Origin of the sequence: Desulfosporosinus sp. I2 (genome assembly GCF_000960765.1) — a bacterium.
Taxonomy (GTDB): Bacteria; Bacillota; Desulfitobacteriia; order Desulfitobacteriales; family Desulfitobacteriaceae; genus Desulfosporosinus.
In genome coordinates this window covers 13,026-29,696 of the sequence record NZ_JYNH01000054.1, presented here as the reverse complement: position 1 = coordinate 29,696, position 16,671 = coordinate 13,026, and the positions used below count along the sequence as shown (strand labels likewise).

11 protein-coding genes, 1 tRNA gene and 1 pseudogene are annotated in these 16,671 nt (G+C 37.7%); 12 read left to right on the top strand and 1 reads right to left on the bottom strand.

The features are described from left to right. The 5 genes and pseudogenes from proA to UF75_RS13480 all read left to right on the top strand — a co-directional run. A pseudogene (gene proA, locus UF75_RS13500) lies at nt 1-416 on the top strand (gamma-glutamyl-phosphate reductase); the annotation flags it as partial. Nucleotides 417-821: 405 nt separating this feature from the next. Beyond that, nucleotides 822-1,970: a UDP-N-acetylglucosamine--LPS N-acetylglucosamine transferase gene (locus UF75_RS13495; RefSeq protein WP_045575116.1), complete on the top strand. Its 1,149-nt coding sequence runs from the start codon at nt 822-824 to the stop codon at nt 1,968-1,970. 46 nt (nt 1,971-2,016) lie between these two features. Continuing rightward, nucleotides 2,017-2,685 carry a phosphatase PAP2 family protein gene (locus tag UF75_RS13490; RefSeq protein WP_045575115.1) on the top strand — a complete coding sequence of 223 codons (669 nt, stop codon included), beginning with the start codon at nt 2,017-2,019 and terminating at the stop codon, nt 2,683-2,685. Next, nucleotides 2,631-3,326, top strand: coding sequence for a response regulator transcription factor (locus tag UF75_RS13485; RefSeq protein ID WP_045575114.1), 696 nt, complete (start codon nt 2,631-2,633; stop codon nt 3,324-3,326). Before UF75_RS13490 ends, UF75_RS13485 begins: the two co-directional genes overlap by 55 nt. After that, entirely contained in the window at nt 3,316-4,827 is a 1,512-nt protein-coding gene (locus UF75_RS13480) for an ATP-binding protein (protein WP_052693237.1), read from the top strand. The genes UF75_RS13485 and UF75_RS13480 overlap by 11 nt, the downstream gene beginning before the upstream one ends. A gap of 192 nt (nt 4,828-5,019) precedes the next feature. Here the strand turns inward: UF75_RS13480 and UF75_RS13475 are convergent, their stop codons facing one another. Next, entirely contained in the window at nt 5,020-5,625 is a 606-nt protein-coding gene (locus UF75_RS13475; RefSeq protein ID WP_242860233.1) for an NlpC/P60 family protein, read from the bottom strand. A gap of 621 nt (nt 5,626-6,246) precedes the next feature. Between UF75_RS13475 and UF75_RS13470 the strand changes: the two genes are divergently transcribed. From UF75_RS13470 to UF75_RS27150, 7 genes are all read left to right on the top strand, one after another. Beyond that, on the top strand, nt 6,247-7,074 hold the full coding sequence (locus UF75_RS13470) for a DegV family protein (RefSeq protein ID WP_045575112.1): 828 nt from the start codon (nt 6,247-6,249) through the stop codon (nt 7,072-7,074). Nucleotides 7,075-7,361: 287 nt separating this feature from the next. Further along, nucleotides 7,362-7,961, top strand: a complete 600-nt coding sequence (locus UF75_RS13465; protein WP_348983056.1) for a hypothetical protein — start codon at nt 7,362-7,364, stop codon at nt 7,959-7,961. Nucleotides 7,962-8,030: 69 nt separating this feature from the next. Then, a complete protein-coding gene (locus tag UF75_RS13460) occupies nt 8,031-8,792 on the top strand; it encodes a MerR family transcriptional regulator (RefSeq protein WP_045575111.1) in 762 nt (253 codons plus the stop codon). A 139-nt stretch (nt 8,793-8,931) separates the two neighbouring features. Then, nucleotides 8,932-9,007: transfer RNA gene (locus tag UF75_RS13455), tRNA-Lys, on the top strand. An 806-nt stretch (nt 9,008-9,813) separates the two neighbouring features. Then, entirely contained in the window at nt 9,814-11,100 is a 1,287-nt protein-coding gene (locus UF75_RS13450) for a P-loop NTPase fold protein (protein WP_045575110.1), read from the top strand. Nucleotides 11,101-11,298: 198 nt separating this feature from the next. Further along, nucleotides 11,299-16,251 (top strand): ATP-binding protein, encoded by a 4,953-nt coding sequence (locus UF75_RS13445; protein ID WP_045575109.1) that lies wholly within the window; start codon nt 11,299-11,301, stop codon nt 16,249-16,251. A gap of 175 nt (nt 16,252-16,426) precedes the next feature. Continuing rightward, nucleotides 16,427-16,660, top strand: coding sequence for a group II intron maturase-specific domain-containing protein (locus tag UF75_RS27150; protein ID WP_082075142.1), 234 nt, complete (start codon nt 16,427-16,429; stop codon nt 16,658-16,660). Nucleotides 16,661-16,671: the final 11 nt, after the last annotated feature.

Sequence of the window (16,671 nt, the reverse complement as noted above, 5' to 3'; positions counted from 1 at the left end):
AACTTAAGAAGCACCAAGTCGAAATAAAAGGCTGCCCCAAAACGTGTGAAATCTTGTCTTATGCCGTCCCTGCCGTCGAGGAAGACTGGGTGACAGAACATCTGGACCTTATTTTAAGTGTTAAAGTTGTACCGGGGCTTGATGGGGCACTCGATCATATTTACAAATATAGTACCAAGCATTCAGAAACGATTATCACCGAAAATTATACAAGGTCCCAACGGTTTTTAAGAGAAATTGATGCAGCCGCTGTTTATGTAAATGCTTCAACTCGTTTCACAGACGGAGGACGTTTTGGTTTTGGAGCGGAAATTGGGATTAGTACTCAGAAGTTACACGCCCGTGGGCCAATGGGGCTAAAGGAATTGACCACGATTAAGTACATGGTTTATGGAGATGGACAAATCGTGAAGTAAGGAGTGAACAATATGATTACGGCTGTTTGGGTTGCGGTCGGGATTGCAATAGGCTCTGTGTTAGGTATATTGACGATAAAATTAATGAAGAAGTAAGTAAGCGATGATGTTCAGTGGACATAAGTGCAAAAAAAGAAACATCTCGTGAGTGATACTATAGGATCAACCTGCAAAAAGTTAAATACCAAAAAGGACTTGTGATCACTTTTAAAAGTGGTACAGGTCCTTTTTGGTATTTGAAATCTAGTAGTGCTGCTGCGCATATAGGCTCAAATTCATCGCGTAAAGGAACTATAATTAAATTTTAAGAATTTCCTAAGATTTAGTCGTACTTTCTTTTAAGAACTAAACCTTATAATGACTGCAGAGCTGTTAGAAAATGGTTGTGAAGAGGGAGGGGTAGACTTGAAGCAGTTGAGAATTCTCGTATTCTCTGCAGCATTTGGAAACGGACATTTGCGAGCGGCTGAAGCAGTGATTGAAGGAATACGTATCAAGGAACCTTTGGCAATTGTAACTCATTTGGATTTTGGCGATTTTTTAAGTAAGCGATTCAATAGTGTGGTTAAAAAACTTTACTTTGAGTTGGTTAAACATTCTCCAAAGCTTTGGGGGAAATTTTATTATCAAACCTCTAAACTACAGCCTAATTCCAGGATTCAGCGTTTTCTGAACCAATTAGGGAGAACTGATTTTCTTCAATACATTCAGGAATTTGAACCGGATCTGATTGTGTGCACATATCCAACTATTTCATCAATTCTAGCTCAACTAAGGCTGGAACATATTCTGCAGGTTCCGGTGATCACCGTTATTACAGATTACACGGTTCACAGTCATTGGGTCAATCCAGGGGTGGATCGCTACATTGTAGCTTGCGAGGAAGTTAAAGAGATGTTAGTGACCGGGGGAATTCTTGCCAGAAGGATAGATGTGACAGGGATCCCAGTCAGTCCAAAATTCGAAGTAAAGATAGACCCAAAGCCCATTGTTTCTGAGTTAGGGCTTAAACCAGATCTTCTTACGTTTCTTGTCATGGGAGCCCACGGAAGTTTGGAAAGCACGAAAAAAATCTGTATGAAACTTGCCAATTCTTTAGTTCCTGTGCAGTTGATTATCGTTTGCGGAAATAATCGGAAATTGTATCACTCCTTGCAAGAAGTGATTGCAAGTGCCCGTAACCCTTTAGCTCGCTTAAGGTACGTTGATAACTTAGAAGATCTCATGTCGGTTTCCGATCTGATCATAACCAAGGCCGGAGGGCTAACGGTTACTGAGGCACTCACGCGGCATTTGCCTCTGGTGATTTTTAAGCCTATACCCGGTCAAGAAGAGGAAAATGCCCACTTTTTGCAACGTATTGGGGCAGGGAATATCGCCGACACGGAAGAGAAATTGGAAGAGCTGCTTGAGTTTTTCTTAAGTTATCCTAAGGAAATCAAGAAAATGCGAGAAAAAGCGGCCGCAGCGTTACCCGGTCATTCCGCAGAACGGGCTGTGGAAAAGATGCTAGAATTAATGACCAATTTAAGAGCGGATCAAAAAACGGGATAATCTCTATTGGATATACAATCTTAAATCGAAAGGAGGAATCAAAGAAATGCCGAAAGTAATTAAAAATTTTATGCCCTTATGTTTATTAGTCTCTATTCCAATTTCTAATCTTATTTATTGCCTGCTTAATAACGCAAATCGAGGTACTCATAGCTTAGTAACAGACTTAGACCAAGGGATTCCCTTTATAAAACTATTTATTTTGCCCTATTTAATGTGGTATTTCTTTATTTTTGGAACCTTAGCGTACTTTTGCCTTAAAGATAAAAAAACCTATTACCGGACATTGTTGTCCATTAACCTAGGCTTGTTGGTAGCTTACGGAATTTATTTCTTTTTCCAAACAGATGTTCCAAGGCCGGATTTGATAGGCAATGATTTTTTGACTAGGATGATCTCTTTTGTTTATAATAATGACCAGCCTTATAATGCCTTTCCCAGTATTCATGTGATGACGAGCTTTATAATGATTAAAGCGATCAACAAATATCCAGCTAAAAATTACTTAAATGTCACGTTTGTATATATAACCGCTATCTTAATCATTTTAGCGACCCAATTTATCAAACAGCATGTTATTTTAGATCTCTTTTCTGCTATAGTATTAGGTGGTCTGGTTTTTGATCTGGTTTTTTACGTAAACATGGAGGGAGTGCGCGCATGGCTAAAGGAACCATACTTGTGGTTGATGATGAAAAAGAGATCAGAGATTTAATTGATATTTATCTTAAAAACGAAGGTTATTTCGTCTTGAAAGCCTCAGATGGTCGGATGGCTCTTGATATATTGCAAAAGGACCTTGTTGATTTGATTGTTTTAGACATCATGATGCCTGAACTTGATGGCATTCAAGCCTGTCTGAAGATCCGGGAAGAGAAAAATATGCCCATTATTATGCTATCCGCTAAAAGTGAAGATACAGATAAGATTTTAGGGCTGACAGCAGGCGCCGATGATTATATGTCCAAACCGTTTAACCCTTTGGAACTTATGGCTAGAATTAGATCCCAAATGAGACGTTTTACCCAGTTTAATCAGCTAACTCCTGAAACGGAGGGAGAAATGGAAATTGATGACCTTTCCATTAATATTGCTACCCATGAAGTAAAAGTGGGGGGGCGTGAGGTAAAACTAACTCCGACGGAGTTCGCTATATTAGAACTTCTGGCACACAACAGAGGGCTCGTCTTTAGTATTAAAAAGATTTATGAGACCGTTTGGGGAGAAGATTTCTTTGAATCCGATAATACCGTGATGGTACACATTAGGAAAATTCGAGAAAAGATTGAAGACAATCCGCGTAAACCTCAATATATTAAAACCGTGTGGGGAGTAGGTTATAAAATTGAAACTTAAATTATTGAAGCTACTTAAGCCACGTAAACCTAAACTGCCCAAGTTTATGCAAAAGTTACTGACACCCTTTAAAAAGGTGTATGAATTTTCCGAAGGGAAAATTCAGCAAAGTATTCGAGTTCAACTTATTATGACGTTTGTCATATGTCTATTGAGTTCATATATTGTATTTAGTATTAGTAATCATTGGCTCATGGTAGAACGGCCTTATATCGATTACACTCGTGGCATGGAACAAATCGACCAAGCAGCCGGAAAAATATTACACGACATCAAAGAAGCCGATCCAACTCTCTCGAATAAAGTTGTCATCGAACAAATGGTTTCAAACGAAAATGGCCATAGCCAGATTAGTAACCAAAAGGTATTTATTGTCGACCTAGACGGCAAAGTCCTTTTCAAATCTAAGTACGTCGCCGAAACCCAAATTGACTTACAAAAACTAATGGAATTCAAATATGGCAGAAATATAGGCTTCAACAACAGGGAAGAAGCTTATATTGGGATATATCCCCTCTTTAATGAAACGAACAAATTCTTTCTAGTGGTTGAGGGAATGCCAACCGCTTATTTGGCTTATTCTAAAGAGTCCTCTCCGCTAGGTATTCTTCTCGCGGTCATCACCTTTATTTCATTGTTTTATTTGTTAACGCTCAGAAAAATGCGTCACATCGAAGAATTGGCAGGAGGAGTCCTGGAAATATCTAAAGGGAACTTAGACTTTCGAGTATCCCAGAAAAGCCAAGATGAGCTGGGGTCGTTAGCGGGTAACATTAATCATATGGCGGCAGAGCTTAAACTTAAAATCGAGGAAGAACGGCGAGCAGAAAGAACGAAAAATGAACTAATTACCAACTTCTCACATGATTTGAGAACCCCTTTAACCTCCATCTTAGGGTATTTAAACCTGATTAAAGATGGGAAATATGAAACTGACGAGCAATTTAATGATTATGTTAATATTGTTTATAATAAATCAGAGAAATTAGGTGGGTTAATTGCCGACTTGTTCCAGTATACCAAGCTAACGAACAAAGGAGTTAGGTTAACGCTAGAAACAGTCTCTTTGAATGAATTGCTAGAACAGTTACTAGAAGAGCATACACCGAGCTTTGAAGAAAATAATTTGACGATTATCAAGGAGATTCCTCAAGAGAAGATCTATGTCGATATCGATGTTAATCAAACGGTCCGTGTTTTTGAGAATCTTTTGCTAAATGCTGTCAAGTATAGCTATAAACCTGGAGAAATCATTGTCAAACTTTCAAAGGAGGACAACGATGTCCTCGTGATTATTCAAAATAAAGGGGAACACATTCCCCAGTCCGAATTGGCGCGATTATTTGATAGGTTTTACCGAGTTGAACAATCCCGGACAGCGGATAAAGGGGGTTCTGGCTTGGGCTTAGCAATCGCCAAAGGGATCGTAGAATTGCAAGGGGGTCAGATATGGGCTGAATGCAGTGGGGAAGTTATTCGCTTTATTGTCAAGCTGAAGTGAAGAAGGGAATAATATCAGTACTTTCTCAGTAAAGAGAAATATCATTAAAAATGTGAAGAATCATATGGCGGCTGATTCAGGGCGGCAATGGTAATTGACTAGAAAATATCCTCATCTCCCAAAAAGAGATGAGGATATTTTCCTTAGAGAAACTTTCACTCAGCTGAAATCAATTAACTCAAGTCATGGACTTTAGTAGACACGTTTTGCCCCAACATAGGCATTGGCCCAATACGGTGTAAAAGCATAAATTGCGATTCCCTTACTACTCGTTGCACTGATAAATTGGTTATCTCCAATATAAATGCCAACATGACTCACTTGTTTTCCTGCGACTAGGTTAAAGAAAACCAAGTCACCTGGAATGAGTTTATTGAAGGCCACTGGAGTTCCAACTGCGTATTGGTCAAGGGAGACACGCGGTAAAGTAATACCTTGACTAGCAAAAACATATTGTGTATAGCCAGAACAGTCAAAGCCCGCAGGAGTGGTGCCTCCCCATCGGTAGGGAACCCCTAAGAAACTTTTGGCGGTATTAATGATTTGATCAGTTTTTCCCTGAGGAGAATAGGCTTTCTGTAACGCTGCTTGTGTTTGGGGCCCGGCAATTCCATCCACTACTAAATGGTTGTCACGTTGAAACTCCTGAACAGCAGCTTTGGTTTTAGTTCCGTAAATGCCGTCCACTGGGCCAACATCATAATTTAAGCTTTGGAGCTGTGCTTGTACCACACGGATTTCTGAACCGGAAGCTCCCTGCGCTAATGTGGCAGCTTGGGTTATCGAAGCGGTGCTCATAATGACTGTGATTACAAATATTATTAAGATAATACTCTTAAACCCTATGCTATTTTTCACTTGAACTACCCCTTTCCTGTGGCTTGCTGCCTTCAAGACCTCGTAAAATGAATTATACATGCTGACTACTTAAAAATATAGTACAAGTTGTTGGTTAAAATCCCAGTAATAACCATCCTGAGTAAAAATGGATTCTAAGTTAAATAACTAGTCATTGAAAAGAAGCCCTTTTTTATACTAGTCAAAAAGTATAACTTCGTTGTATACTTTCTGGAAGCATAAGGGCAACTAAGGCGGCCGCCTACGCCAAGGCTAACTAGAAGGCTAATTCGTGCGAAGACAGTGTCTTCGGGCGCCAGCCAAGTTTTCTTTAGCTCCTATTAAATGACTAGTTACTTCTAGCGGTCGACCTAGTCTAGTGGGGTAGAATTTCCATCTGAAGTCCTGATACTCTGCTTTATATTGAACGAGTTTAATAATTATCCTTCTGAGCTGGCAGGATTCTCCGTCTTTCCATCGAAATCTTGTGTGACACATTTTTTCTTTTCATCCAGATATATTGGAGTTTTTAATCAAGATAATGTGAATAGATGATACAAAAACATGTTGGAGTGAGAAATTATGATTCAGATCATATCCGATAGTTCTGCTGATATCCCCGAACCTTTATTAGAAAAGTACCATATCCATACAGTACCCTTGACCATTCATGTAAACGGTCAAGAATATGCAGAAGGAATAGATATCACTCCCCAGGAGTTTTACAAGGAAATGGCTGCATCTCCGGAACTTCCTAAGACCTCGCAACCAACTCCCGCCCGTTATGCCCAGATTTTCTCCGAACTCTCAGAGCAAGGCAAGATTTTGTGCTTTACCGTGTCCTCGAAGCTGAGTGGTTCGTTTGGCTCGGCTAATCTCGGGAAAGAACTATCCGGTAATTCCGAGGTGGTCGTTTTTGATACTGAGGCTGCCTCCATTGGGCATGGTCTACAAGTTATCAAAGCCGCCGCAATGGCCCAATCTGGATTTTCGATAGACGAAATCCTTTCCCAAATGAATCAATACCGGAAAGAAATGAAATTTCTCATCCTTTTGGATACTCTGGAAAACATCGTTAAAGGGGGGAGGCTTAGTCGATTCCAAGGCACTCTAGCGAGGGTCCTGAGAATTAAAGCCATTCTACATAACGTCGAAGGAAGTGCCGAGATGCTGGAAAAAGTGCGCGGGCGACAAAAGTCACTCCAAAGAGTTATTGCGCTTGTCGGAGAACGCTGCACTAATTTTTCGGATCGGGCCATTGGTATAACTCATGTCGATAATCTTTCCGATGCGCAATTCCTCGCTCAGGAATTGGAGAGGCGTTTTCATCCGAAAGAAATTATCATTCATTATATGGGGGCTACGATTGCAACTTATGCTGGGCAATCCGGGTTAATCGTTGCCTTTTAGCCAAGGTACTTTATACTCCACAAGAAACAGCCTCATCTCCGTAAAAGGGGATGAGGCTGTTTCTCTATAAAGAATCGTTTGAAGGTCTTCTCAACCACTTTTTCACCTCCTCAGTAACTAATACGAAAAGGACGTTAAAACGTCACGGCAAATGCAGGACTTACTTTGCTATTTTTATTTCCCGTTTTCGGGGTACGCTAATGTATTATAGATTAGTTTTCTTGCTTGGGTTGGGGTAGGGGTAGGGTAGTTCGTGCGGACAGACTGCCAGTGCAAAGGAGTATTTCATGGTGAATAATCAAAGCAGCAAGCTTTCTGTTGGTATAGCATCGTTCTTTGAAGTGATTCTGATTGTTACAGCAATTGTTAGTATGGCAGCAAGACAAGGGAAGAATTTAAGCTTGACGTTACTCGCCATGTTCTGTCTTATTCTTCCTTTTATTATGACACGTATTGCTAATTCCAAGAACATCGTGCTGCCTTCCAGCTTTCAACCCTTTCTGTTGATATTTATTTTCCTCGCGCAATACTTGGGAGAAATCAAGAAATTCTATCTGACCTTTTGGTGGTGGGATTTACTTCTTCACGCTTTATTTGGAAGCTTTGCGGTGATAGTTGCCTTATATGCAATGAAAGGAACGATCAGAAAGGATCAAGAAACAACGCTACGTCGATTTACCCTTTTAAAAATAATTTTTGCATTTTGCTTTTCAATTGCCCTAGGTACATTATGGGAAATGTTTGAGTTTACTGGGGATTACTTATTTAAAACGAATCTGGTGAAGGGTGGACTTGAAGACACGTCAACGGATCTTCTTATAAAAATTTTAACTGCTTTTATTACTTCGGTGATCTTATATTTTCGCAGCTTGAAGATAAATCGTTAACAAATCTAAAAATACCTCTTTACATTGACGTTGCGTAAAGGTGTATAGTCATTTCAGGGAGGGGATCACATGGAATATACGGTGCAGAAATTAGCTAGGATGGCAGGGGTCAGCCCCCGGACTCTGAGATATTACGATGAGATAAGTATGCTTAAGCCGGCAAGAATTAACTCGTCAGGATATCGCATTTATGGGCAGGCTGAGGTTGATCGGTTACAACAGATTCTTTTTTATCGTGAGCTTGGAGTAAGCTTAGATAGTATTAAAGATATTGTAACCGCGCCATCATTTAATGGAGCGCAGGCACTGAAAGAACACCGTGAGAAGCTTCTTGAAAAACGAGAGCAATTGGATGTGTTAATATCCAATGTTGAAAAGACGATTGCGCAAAGTGAAGGGAGAATTATGATGATGGATCAAGAAAAGTTTGCAGGCTTTAAGCAAAAATTAGTGGATGACAATGAAGCAAAGTATGGGAAAGAAATACGCGAAAAATATGGGGCTGAGACGGTTAACAAATCCAATCAAAAAGTCAAAGGAATGTCACAAGAACAATTTGCTGAGGTGACAAAACTCGGCACAGAGGTTATCGAAACCCTTCAAGCCGCATTTAAAACTGGGGACCCTGCCGGAGAACTCGCCCAAAAAGCGGCCGATCTCCATCGTCAATGGCTATGTTTTTATTGGGATAGCTACACGAAAGAAGCTCATGCAGGAGTGGCACAAATGTATGTCGACGATCCGAGATTCACGGCATATTATGATGAGCAACAACCTGGTACAGCGAAATTCTTAAGAGATGCTGTTCATATTTATACGGGAATCAAGTAAAATCTGCATTCCCAGAACCGACCGGCAGTAATTCCAACCCCATGATGGATTATTATCTGGTTAAGTCGTTTGTTATAATCTTTTTTTGTTTTCTACTTGAAAAGTTGTTCAGATAGGTCTATTATACTATTTAGGCCTCGCGCCACTAGCTCAGCTGGTAGAGCATCCGACTCTTAATCGGCAGGTCCCTGGTTCGATCCCTGGGTGGCGCACCAAATTTTGCCAAAAGTCTTGTGCGGTAAGCATTTCGAGTTTTCGAGATGCTTACTTTTTCGTTATTTGGACAGTTGTTTTTAAGTCAGCGAGGGAAGGGAACAGGTCGCTTAACAGCTAGTGGATTTAGGCAGGTTATCGATCAGTACGCTTAGCTGGCGAAACTGCCCGATCTACATCCCCATGCCCTTAGGCATACGTTCGCTCGAAATCTCTTAAAAACTGTCGAAGGTCTGGAGATGGTAGCAGAATTTTGGGGGATAGGAGTTTAAATACGACAAGGATTTACACTCAGCCGTTTGAGCGGGATAAAGCGAACGCCGTGGAGAAGCTATCGATAAGACATTAAATTAACACAGAATCGACGCAAAACAAGACTGTGTGCTTCATTCAAATAGGAAATTTGTGGGGAATTTCAATTGAAGTATGTTTTAACTGAGACTGAAGTGACAATTATATTTCCGTGAACGATACGCGTGGAGTGCTTAATAGTGCTATATTTGAGTTGAGCTGAAAGCCTTGGTATAAGAGGGTTTGAGAAGTGATATAGTCTTATTAGAGTGACAGCGTGTTTGTGGGAATATATCGCGCTGGATCGTTTTTTTATAAACGGTCTGGCTATTTTGCTTTTTATTGGAATATTTCCACAATCCTAGGAGGAAATCGTAAGAAAATGTGGAAATGTTAGAGTGGAATAATTCGACGCGCGCGAAATACTGAAGATGAAAGTAATTAGTATCTCCGGTGTTGATATGCTAAATAGGAGTGGTACTAATGTCGATAATGCGACCTCTTAGGAGGTATTTGAATGGAATATCAAAATTTAGAATTTGATTGTGATGATTTATTAAATAGGAAAACATTTGTGGAAAATCTAATGAAAGTTATAAATGAATGGAATCAACTACACGAAAACAAGTCTATTGTTATATCAGTAGATGCTTCTTGGGGCTCAGGCAAAAGCTATCTCCTTAATATGTGGAAAAACTGGTTGGTCGCGGAGGAGAATTCTAATAATAACTATTTTGTATCATATTATAATGCCTGGGAGAACGATGATTTTGATGATGCATTTATTCCATTAATCTATAAATTACAGGAAATGGATGTATATAAAGAAGACAATATCTTGTTGGATAATTTAAAGCAAAGGTCAATAAGCTTTCTGAAATCGTGTGGGGTAGCAATTTTAAAAGATGGTATTAAAAAAACAATAGGTATTGAAACAGCCGACTTGGTCTGTAATGGTATTGATGGCGCAGCTGAAAAGGAAGTAGAAAGTTATTTTGAACAATATCGGAAGTTTATTGAAGAAAAAGAAAAATTCAGAAAAGCACTCATCAATTTTGTACCTGAAAATGGAAAATTAATTATTTTTGTTGATGAGTTAGATAGATGTCGTCCTACATTCGCAGTTGAAACATTAGAAATCGTTAAACACTATTTTAATATTCAAAACATAGTTTTTATCTTTGCAGTTGATTTGGAGCAATTGTCCCATTCAATAGCAACCATGTATGGAGAAGGCATGGATTCAGCGGGGTATCTGAGAAGATTTTTCGATTTTAATATCAATATCCCCTCTGGAGATATAAGACAATATCTTGTAATAAAATTAAAAGATTTTACTGTTCGAATGGGTAATTTAGCAAGTTTTATGGACGTTATTACTAATTCATATATTAAATTAAAGTTGTCATTAAGAGACATAGATAAAATTACTAATAATTTTATCGTTTTTTGCTTATTTTACGAAGATCATATTAATGAAACTGCATTACAATCAAATCGGATTGTAAAAGTATTGGAAGTATATTTGTACTTTATGATTTTGAAATACAAATATCCAAGTACTTACAATAGGATTCTAAAACAAGAATTCATTGCATATGACAATGAACCGAAGAATTGTGATGTAGTAGAAATGAAGTTTTTTATTTCAAACAATATTATACAAATGCTAAAGAAGAGCCAAACTGGAGGTGCTCAAATGAAAGATGATTCTTTAATTCAAGAGTATGGATTTAGCAAGGTCAATAATGTTGGAGTATCATTTGCAGAACATATTGAGCGAACTTTAGAAATGTTTAGCTAATAGTAAATGTTTTATATTATAAGACCCGAATATTTAAATTATAGAAGGTAATTATCCTTTGCAGAATATTACCTTTAATTCTATAAGGAGCATTCCTGTAACAAACAAAAATGAGCTTTGAAAAAAAGACGACCACACGTTAAACTTTGAAAGGACTGTTGGACAACAGAATCCAATCAAAAAACGGAGGTAATATTTGTGGCAACAATATTTAAACAAGACTTAGAAGAAACGGATCTCACGCAATATAATGCAACGTTTCCTATGGTTTCAGATGAAGCCTTATTTAGAGACTCCTTAGTTCGACATCTAGCAAAAATGTTTTCTAAAAATAGGAAAGTGATTATGGTTCAAGGTGACGTGTCGACTGGAAAGACTATCTTGTTAGCGCAGTTTACTAAATATTATAGTGATAGAACTTTTTCCTTTTTTGTTGGAGAGGACTATTGGGGACATAATACAATACGTTTTCTTCAAGAAATTTGCGAGCAAATGAAGCATGCTATAAAAATTAATAGTCCACATAAAATCTCAAGTATAAACTTGGAATTTGCACAAGAATATGAGCTTAAAGGAATATTTAACAAGTTATATTCCTGTTTAATAAATGAAGCTAAAAGAGGAAAAGGGCCGTTCTATTTTGTCATTGATGGTCTTCATTTAATTCCGGATAACTTTGGTGAAGAAAATCTTATTAAGCTCTTGCCTAGTGGAGCGGATAATGTCTATGTTCTCGTGAGTACTAGAGAAACAAAAGAATATAATTTCAAGTACGAACCTTGGGACATTCTTGGTTTTAGCCAAGAAGAAACTCAAAAATATTTAGCAGATTGTATGAGCGTGCAGCAAGCATTAATTGTACATAAAGCTTGCGAAGGAATGCCGGGATACCTAGATGAGATTAAGAGACAAATAAATAATGGGACAGACGTAGATGAATTAATAAACGGATTGCCTACTGCCTTTAATAATCTTCTTGAGAAAGAATGGAATAAATTACAGATTAAAGATGAAAGCGTACTAATGATACTGGCTCTTTTGTCTTATTCCTTGAACCCCTTATTTAAAGAAACGATTGAAGACATATTAGAACTTGATTCAATTAACTTAGAATCTAATCTTGCAAAAGTAAGGTTTATAAGAGAAAACCCAGAAAGTAAAGTAATAGACCTAATGGGTTCCTATAAAACATTTCTATCCAATAAATTAATTGACTACAAACCTATAATAACTCAAAAACAAATTTCCTACTTTGAGAAAGATAAGGAATCTGGCAACTCATTTATAAATTTGCCAACCCTGTATAAAAAATCAGATAATTTTGCTGCATTGACGGCTTTGTTAAGTACAGAGTCTTTAGTTCAGTTTATTGATTCTTCGAAACAGGTCTCTCTTGCAAGGAGGAATTTACGAATCCTTGCTGAGATGGCATATGAGCATAAAGATTGGCAAAGACTCTCTTGGGCGGCTATTGTGGAATCAGTTTTTACAGGAATAGTAACATCTCCACCAGTATTAGAAAACGAGATTAATGCTATGCTCTCATTAGGAAATCACGAAGAGGCATTAAAACAGTCATATGCATGTGTGCTTCCAGAAGATAGGCTAAAACTCTTGGGTACAGTTTGTAACTACATGAGAAGAAAAAAGTTGGATATTCCAAATCATATTTTAAGCACCTTAGAAGATACTGTCAATCTTGTAGATAACACTTTAGATCTAAACGACGAGTTAGTGGATAAACTATTAGACATATGTACAAATATCTTTCATGTTAAGGCAAATCTAGCATTAAAATTACTAAAAAGAATTGCTAGTAAAACGCATAATCTTCAAACGTACAAGGGTAAGTTAATGGACATTCTATTAACAAAAATGTATTTAAGATTGGAGTCAGAAGGCGAATTAGACAACATTAGAGCCCAAATACAAAATCAGTCTCTTAGGGATTTTTGCAAGGCAACCTCTTCTTCAATTGCTGGCATGAGTACTGAAAGTATCTTAAATGAGGTAAATGAAATAAGTGATGTTTCGGTTAAGCTGTTTCTTCTACAGTCATGGTGTAATATAAATGCAAAGCAACAAGATGGCTCAAATGTAGTAGCAGAGGCACTTAGAATTATGACGGGTTCTCAACAATATACACCCACACAGCTTCACCTTAGACAGTTTGCACAGCCACTGCGTTATTGTAAGAATTCTTCCATCTCTAAAGAGCTAGTGATCCAAATTGACATTTTAAAAGCAACGGTATTAAAAAATCCGTTAGATGAGTATACTAGGCTTGAGTTAGTACTTGCAGAAGTCGAAAAACAATGGTCAGAAGAAGCAGCAATTAGCAGACTGTACAATGTATACTTTTCAATCGACGAACTTCCTGATGTGGATACAAAGTGTTACATTCTTGTGAGACTTTTAATTAGTTTAAGCAAAATAATCCCTGATGATAAAGCTCTGGAAAAGGAAATAACAGAACGTCTAAATTTAGAATACCAAAAGTTAATGGATGAGTCTGCAAATCATTTAGATATAACCAAACGTCTGATCGCTGCAACGACAAGATATGACCATAACATAGCCTTTGCCTTGGTTAAAAAACTTAATATGGAGACAAGGAGGGATGAAGGCTATACGGAGCTACTCAAGGTATACACCGATCAAGCTTTCGAGAAAATTGATAATGATTTTATTTTACATGTACTTGATCAAATTCAAAATGTATATCAAAGAAACTGGATATTAGTTCAAATAATAGATCGCTTCTCTAAGAAGAATACTTCCATACTAAAATCTGAAAAACTTAAGTATATTAAAAAGGTAGATAATATCCATAGTTTTCAAGGAAGGGCTTATGGCTATGCTTTTGGTATAAAATGGATATCAAAAGATGATCCAGTCCTTGCCGAAGAGCTAAATACAAAACTTTTAGACTCCGTGAAAAGACTTGAACCCTTATGGGAACAAGTCAGGGTAGGATTTGAGATAACAGATATCATTGCTGATGTTGACGTTAAATATGGGCAAAAGATTTTTGACTTAGCAGTTGAAAAACGGAGACATTCTTTTGCTGATGAAAGAATTTCAAAAATTTATATTAATACCTGTGACTTGGTTATACGAATGATTCCTAGCATTATTAATGAAGCCGATTGTGCAGAAAAAATTAATTTAATTAAAAAGGCCATAATGTTTATTCCCTCCAGTTTACATCAATGTAATCTTTTAACAGATTTAGGCTTGCGATGTCTACTAAGTGGAAGAGATGATTTTTTTAAGGATGTTGCCAAGAAGACTTTAGACATTATTGAAAAGATAGATGATATTGGAATATATAATCAGTCTATAATCCAATCAGCCCCACTATTGTATGAATATGAGCGCAATATAATATTCGAAAAGGTTAAATTCATGCCACTTCCTTTACAAGATTCAGCTTTGCAAAAAATAATTGATTATTTATTTAGTTGTCGTCCACCAAGTGACCCGGTTGACATAAAGTCGCTACCAGAGAACAAAATTGATTACGTGGATGCACAGAAAATATGTGAAGTTTTGGAATTGTTAAATACTGATGGATATATATATGAGAATATTAGCATATTAGTAAATTCAATAACTGTTATTTCTAATAAATATGGTAATAAAAAATTAACCAGTAATCTAAAAGAAAAGCATCTGCTCATTGTGGCAGAAAAGTTACATTACATTATTCACTTAAAGCTTCCTGACGCGAGAAATATTAAACATATGGGATATCTAATAGCATGTAAAGCATGCCTTTGCAAGCTGCGCGATGCGGCAATGTCAACTCCATATCGAGCAACAGATAGATGGAATAGGATTTGTCCGGAATGGAATGTTATAAAGCAAGAGGCGATGTTAATTACCAACATCGCTGATAGGGCTTTTGTCCTGGCTATGGCAGGAGTAGAAGCTTATGCAGGCCATGAGATTATGGGAACTAACTTTTTAAAAAGTGCTGAGGATACCCTGGTTCTAATAAATAACCATGTAGACAGAGCTAACCGTTTTCAAATAGTGGCAGAAGCATATAAAGACATTTCAAATGAAATAAGTGCTCAATATTTAGTAAAGGAAGCAGCTAAATTAGCCCAAATGTGTGCACCGGAAGAAGGACGAGATCAATTATTAGGCAATATAATTGAACTAGCTCATTCAATAGACCAAAACTTGGCAACAAATATAGCTAGCCAAGTTGACAACATCGTTACTAGGGAGGAAGTAGAAGGTAATATTCAAGCCCTTACTCTTCATGCAGATCCAAAAAGAATCGACAACATGGAGTCCGTGGCGTGTAGAAATGCACTTAATGATGCGTGCCGAAGAGTTTTGACGTCACTATGTTCTGGCAGAGGAATGACACAACATGATGAATTAATTGCAAAATGGATCTATCATTCGTTAGGACAAAACTATGAAACAGTATTCTTAGTGATATCATGGTTTATAGAAAATGCAATCTTAAAGAATAAAAGAGCGTATAAAGAGTCAACTCTGAATAACATCTTTTCTGGCACTATGGCTCAACTAGGAATGATAATTCAGCTAGGTCAACTGTTTAATCAACCTACAGCTTCCACAGAAGAATGCAGTAATTCGGTCTATCAATACTTTGATTCTGATACGTTGACTTTTTCGATGGGACAGCGAGAAGAAGCTATTGCAACCATTCAGGATTGGTTAGCTGAAAACACGGGTACTTATATAAAAATATATGACCCAGACTTTAGAAGTGATGATCTGGAAATATTAAAAGCTATATCCCAAAATTCACGTGTTCAGATTATTACTTCGTGTAAACTTGCAGAATGGAATAATGGTGACATCCCCAATAGTTATAAACAGCACTGGCATAAAATATGTGACCAAGTACCACCAGATACGTTGATATTTATGGCTGTTACAGAATCAGGTAAAACTCCAATGAATGATAGGTTTATTTTGTCTGATGAGGTGGGCCTTCAATTAGGAGCCTCTATAAATGGACTTGGGAAAAGAGACAGTACTATTATTTACCTTAGCTATGAGGAAAAAGCAAAAGCTGAACAAAATATTATTAATCCACTTATTGTATCCCCTCCCTCCGAACATGAGGGCGAACGTCTAAGCCTGAAGTCTTTTTCGCTATAAGGAGTATCCTTAGAGGAATTTACTATTTTGAACGACACCACTATTTCGTAATTGAATCAATGCACCAGCCCTCTATTCCTTTGACTTCTTTCCGGTAGTCTTTACTAGACGCTGGTGGAACATCCAAAATCGTGATTATTGATACTGGGAAATTGACTATGGCTACCAACCGCGAATGCCAAGTTGCGCCACAATGTCCCATATGTTTAATCCCGTGTTGAGGGGATGGGTCAATTACTATGGACGCTTTTACAAGTCGGAAATGTACTCTGTACTCAGACACATGAATCGAGCGCTAGTTCGATGGGCTAGACGTAAATACAAGAAACTAGAAATACATCAACGGTGGGCAACCGCTTGGCTTGGCAGGATTGCTAGGTGCGAGCAGAGGCTATTCGTTCAATGGTAGGAAAGAGGTAA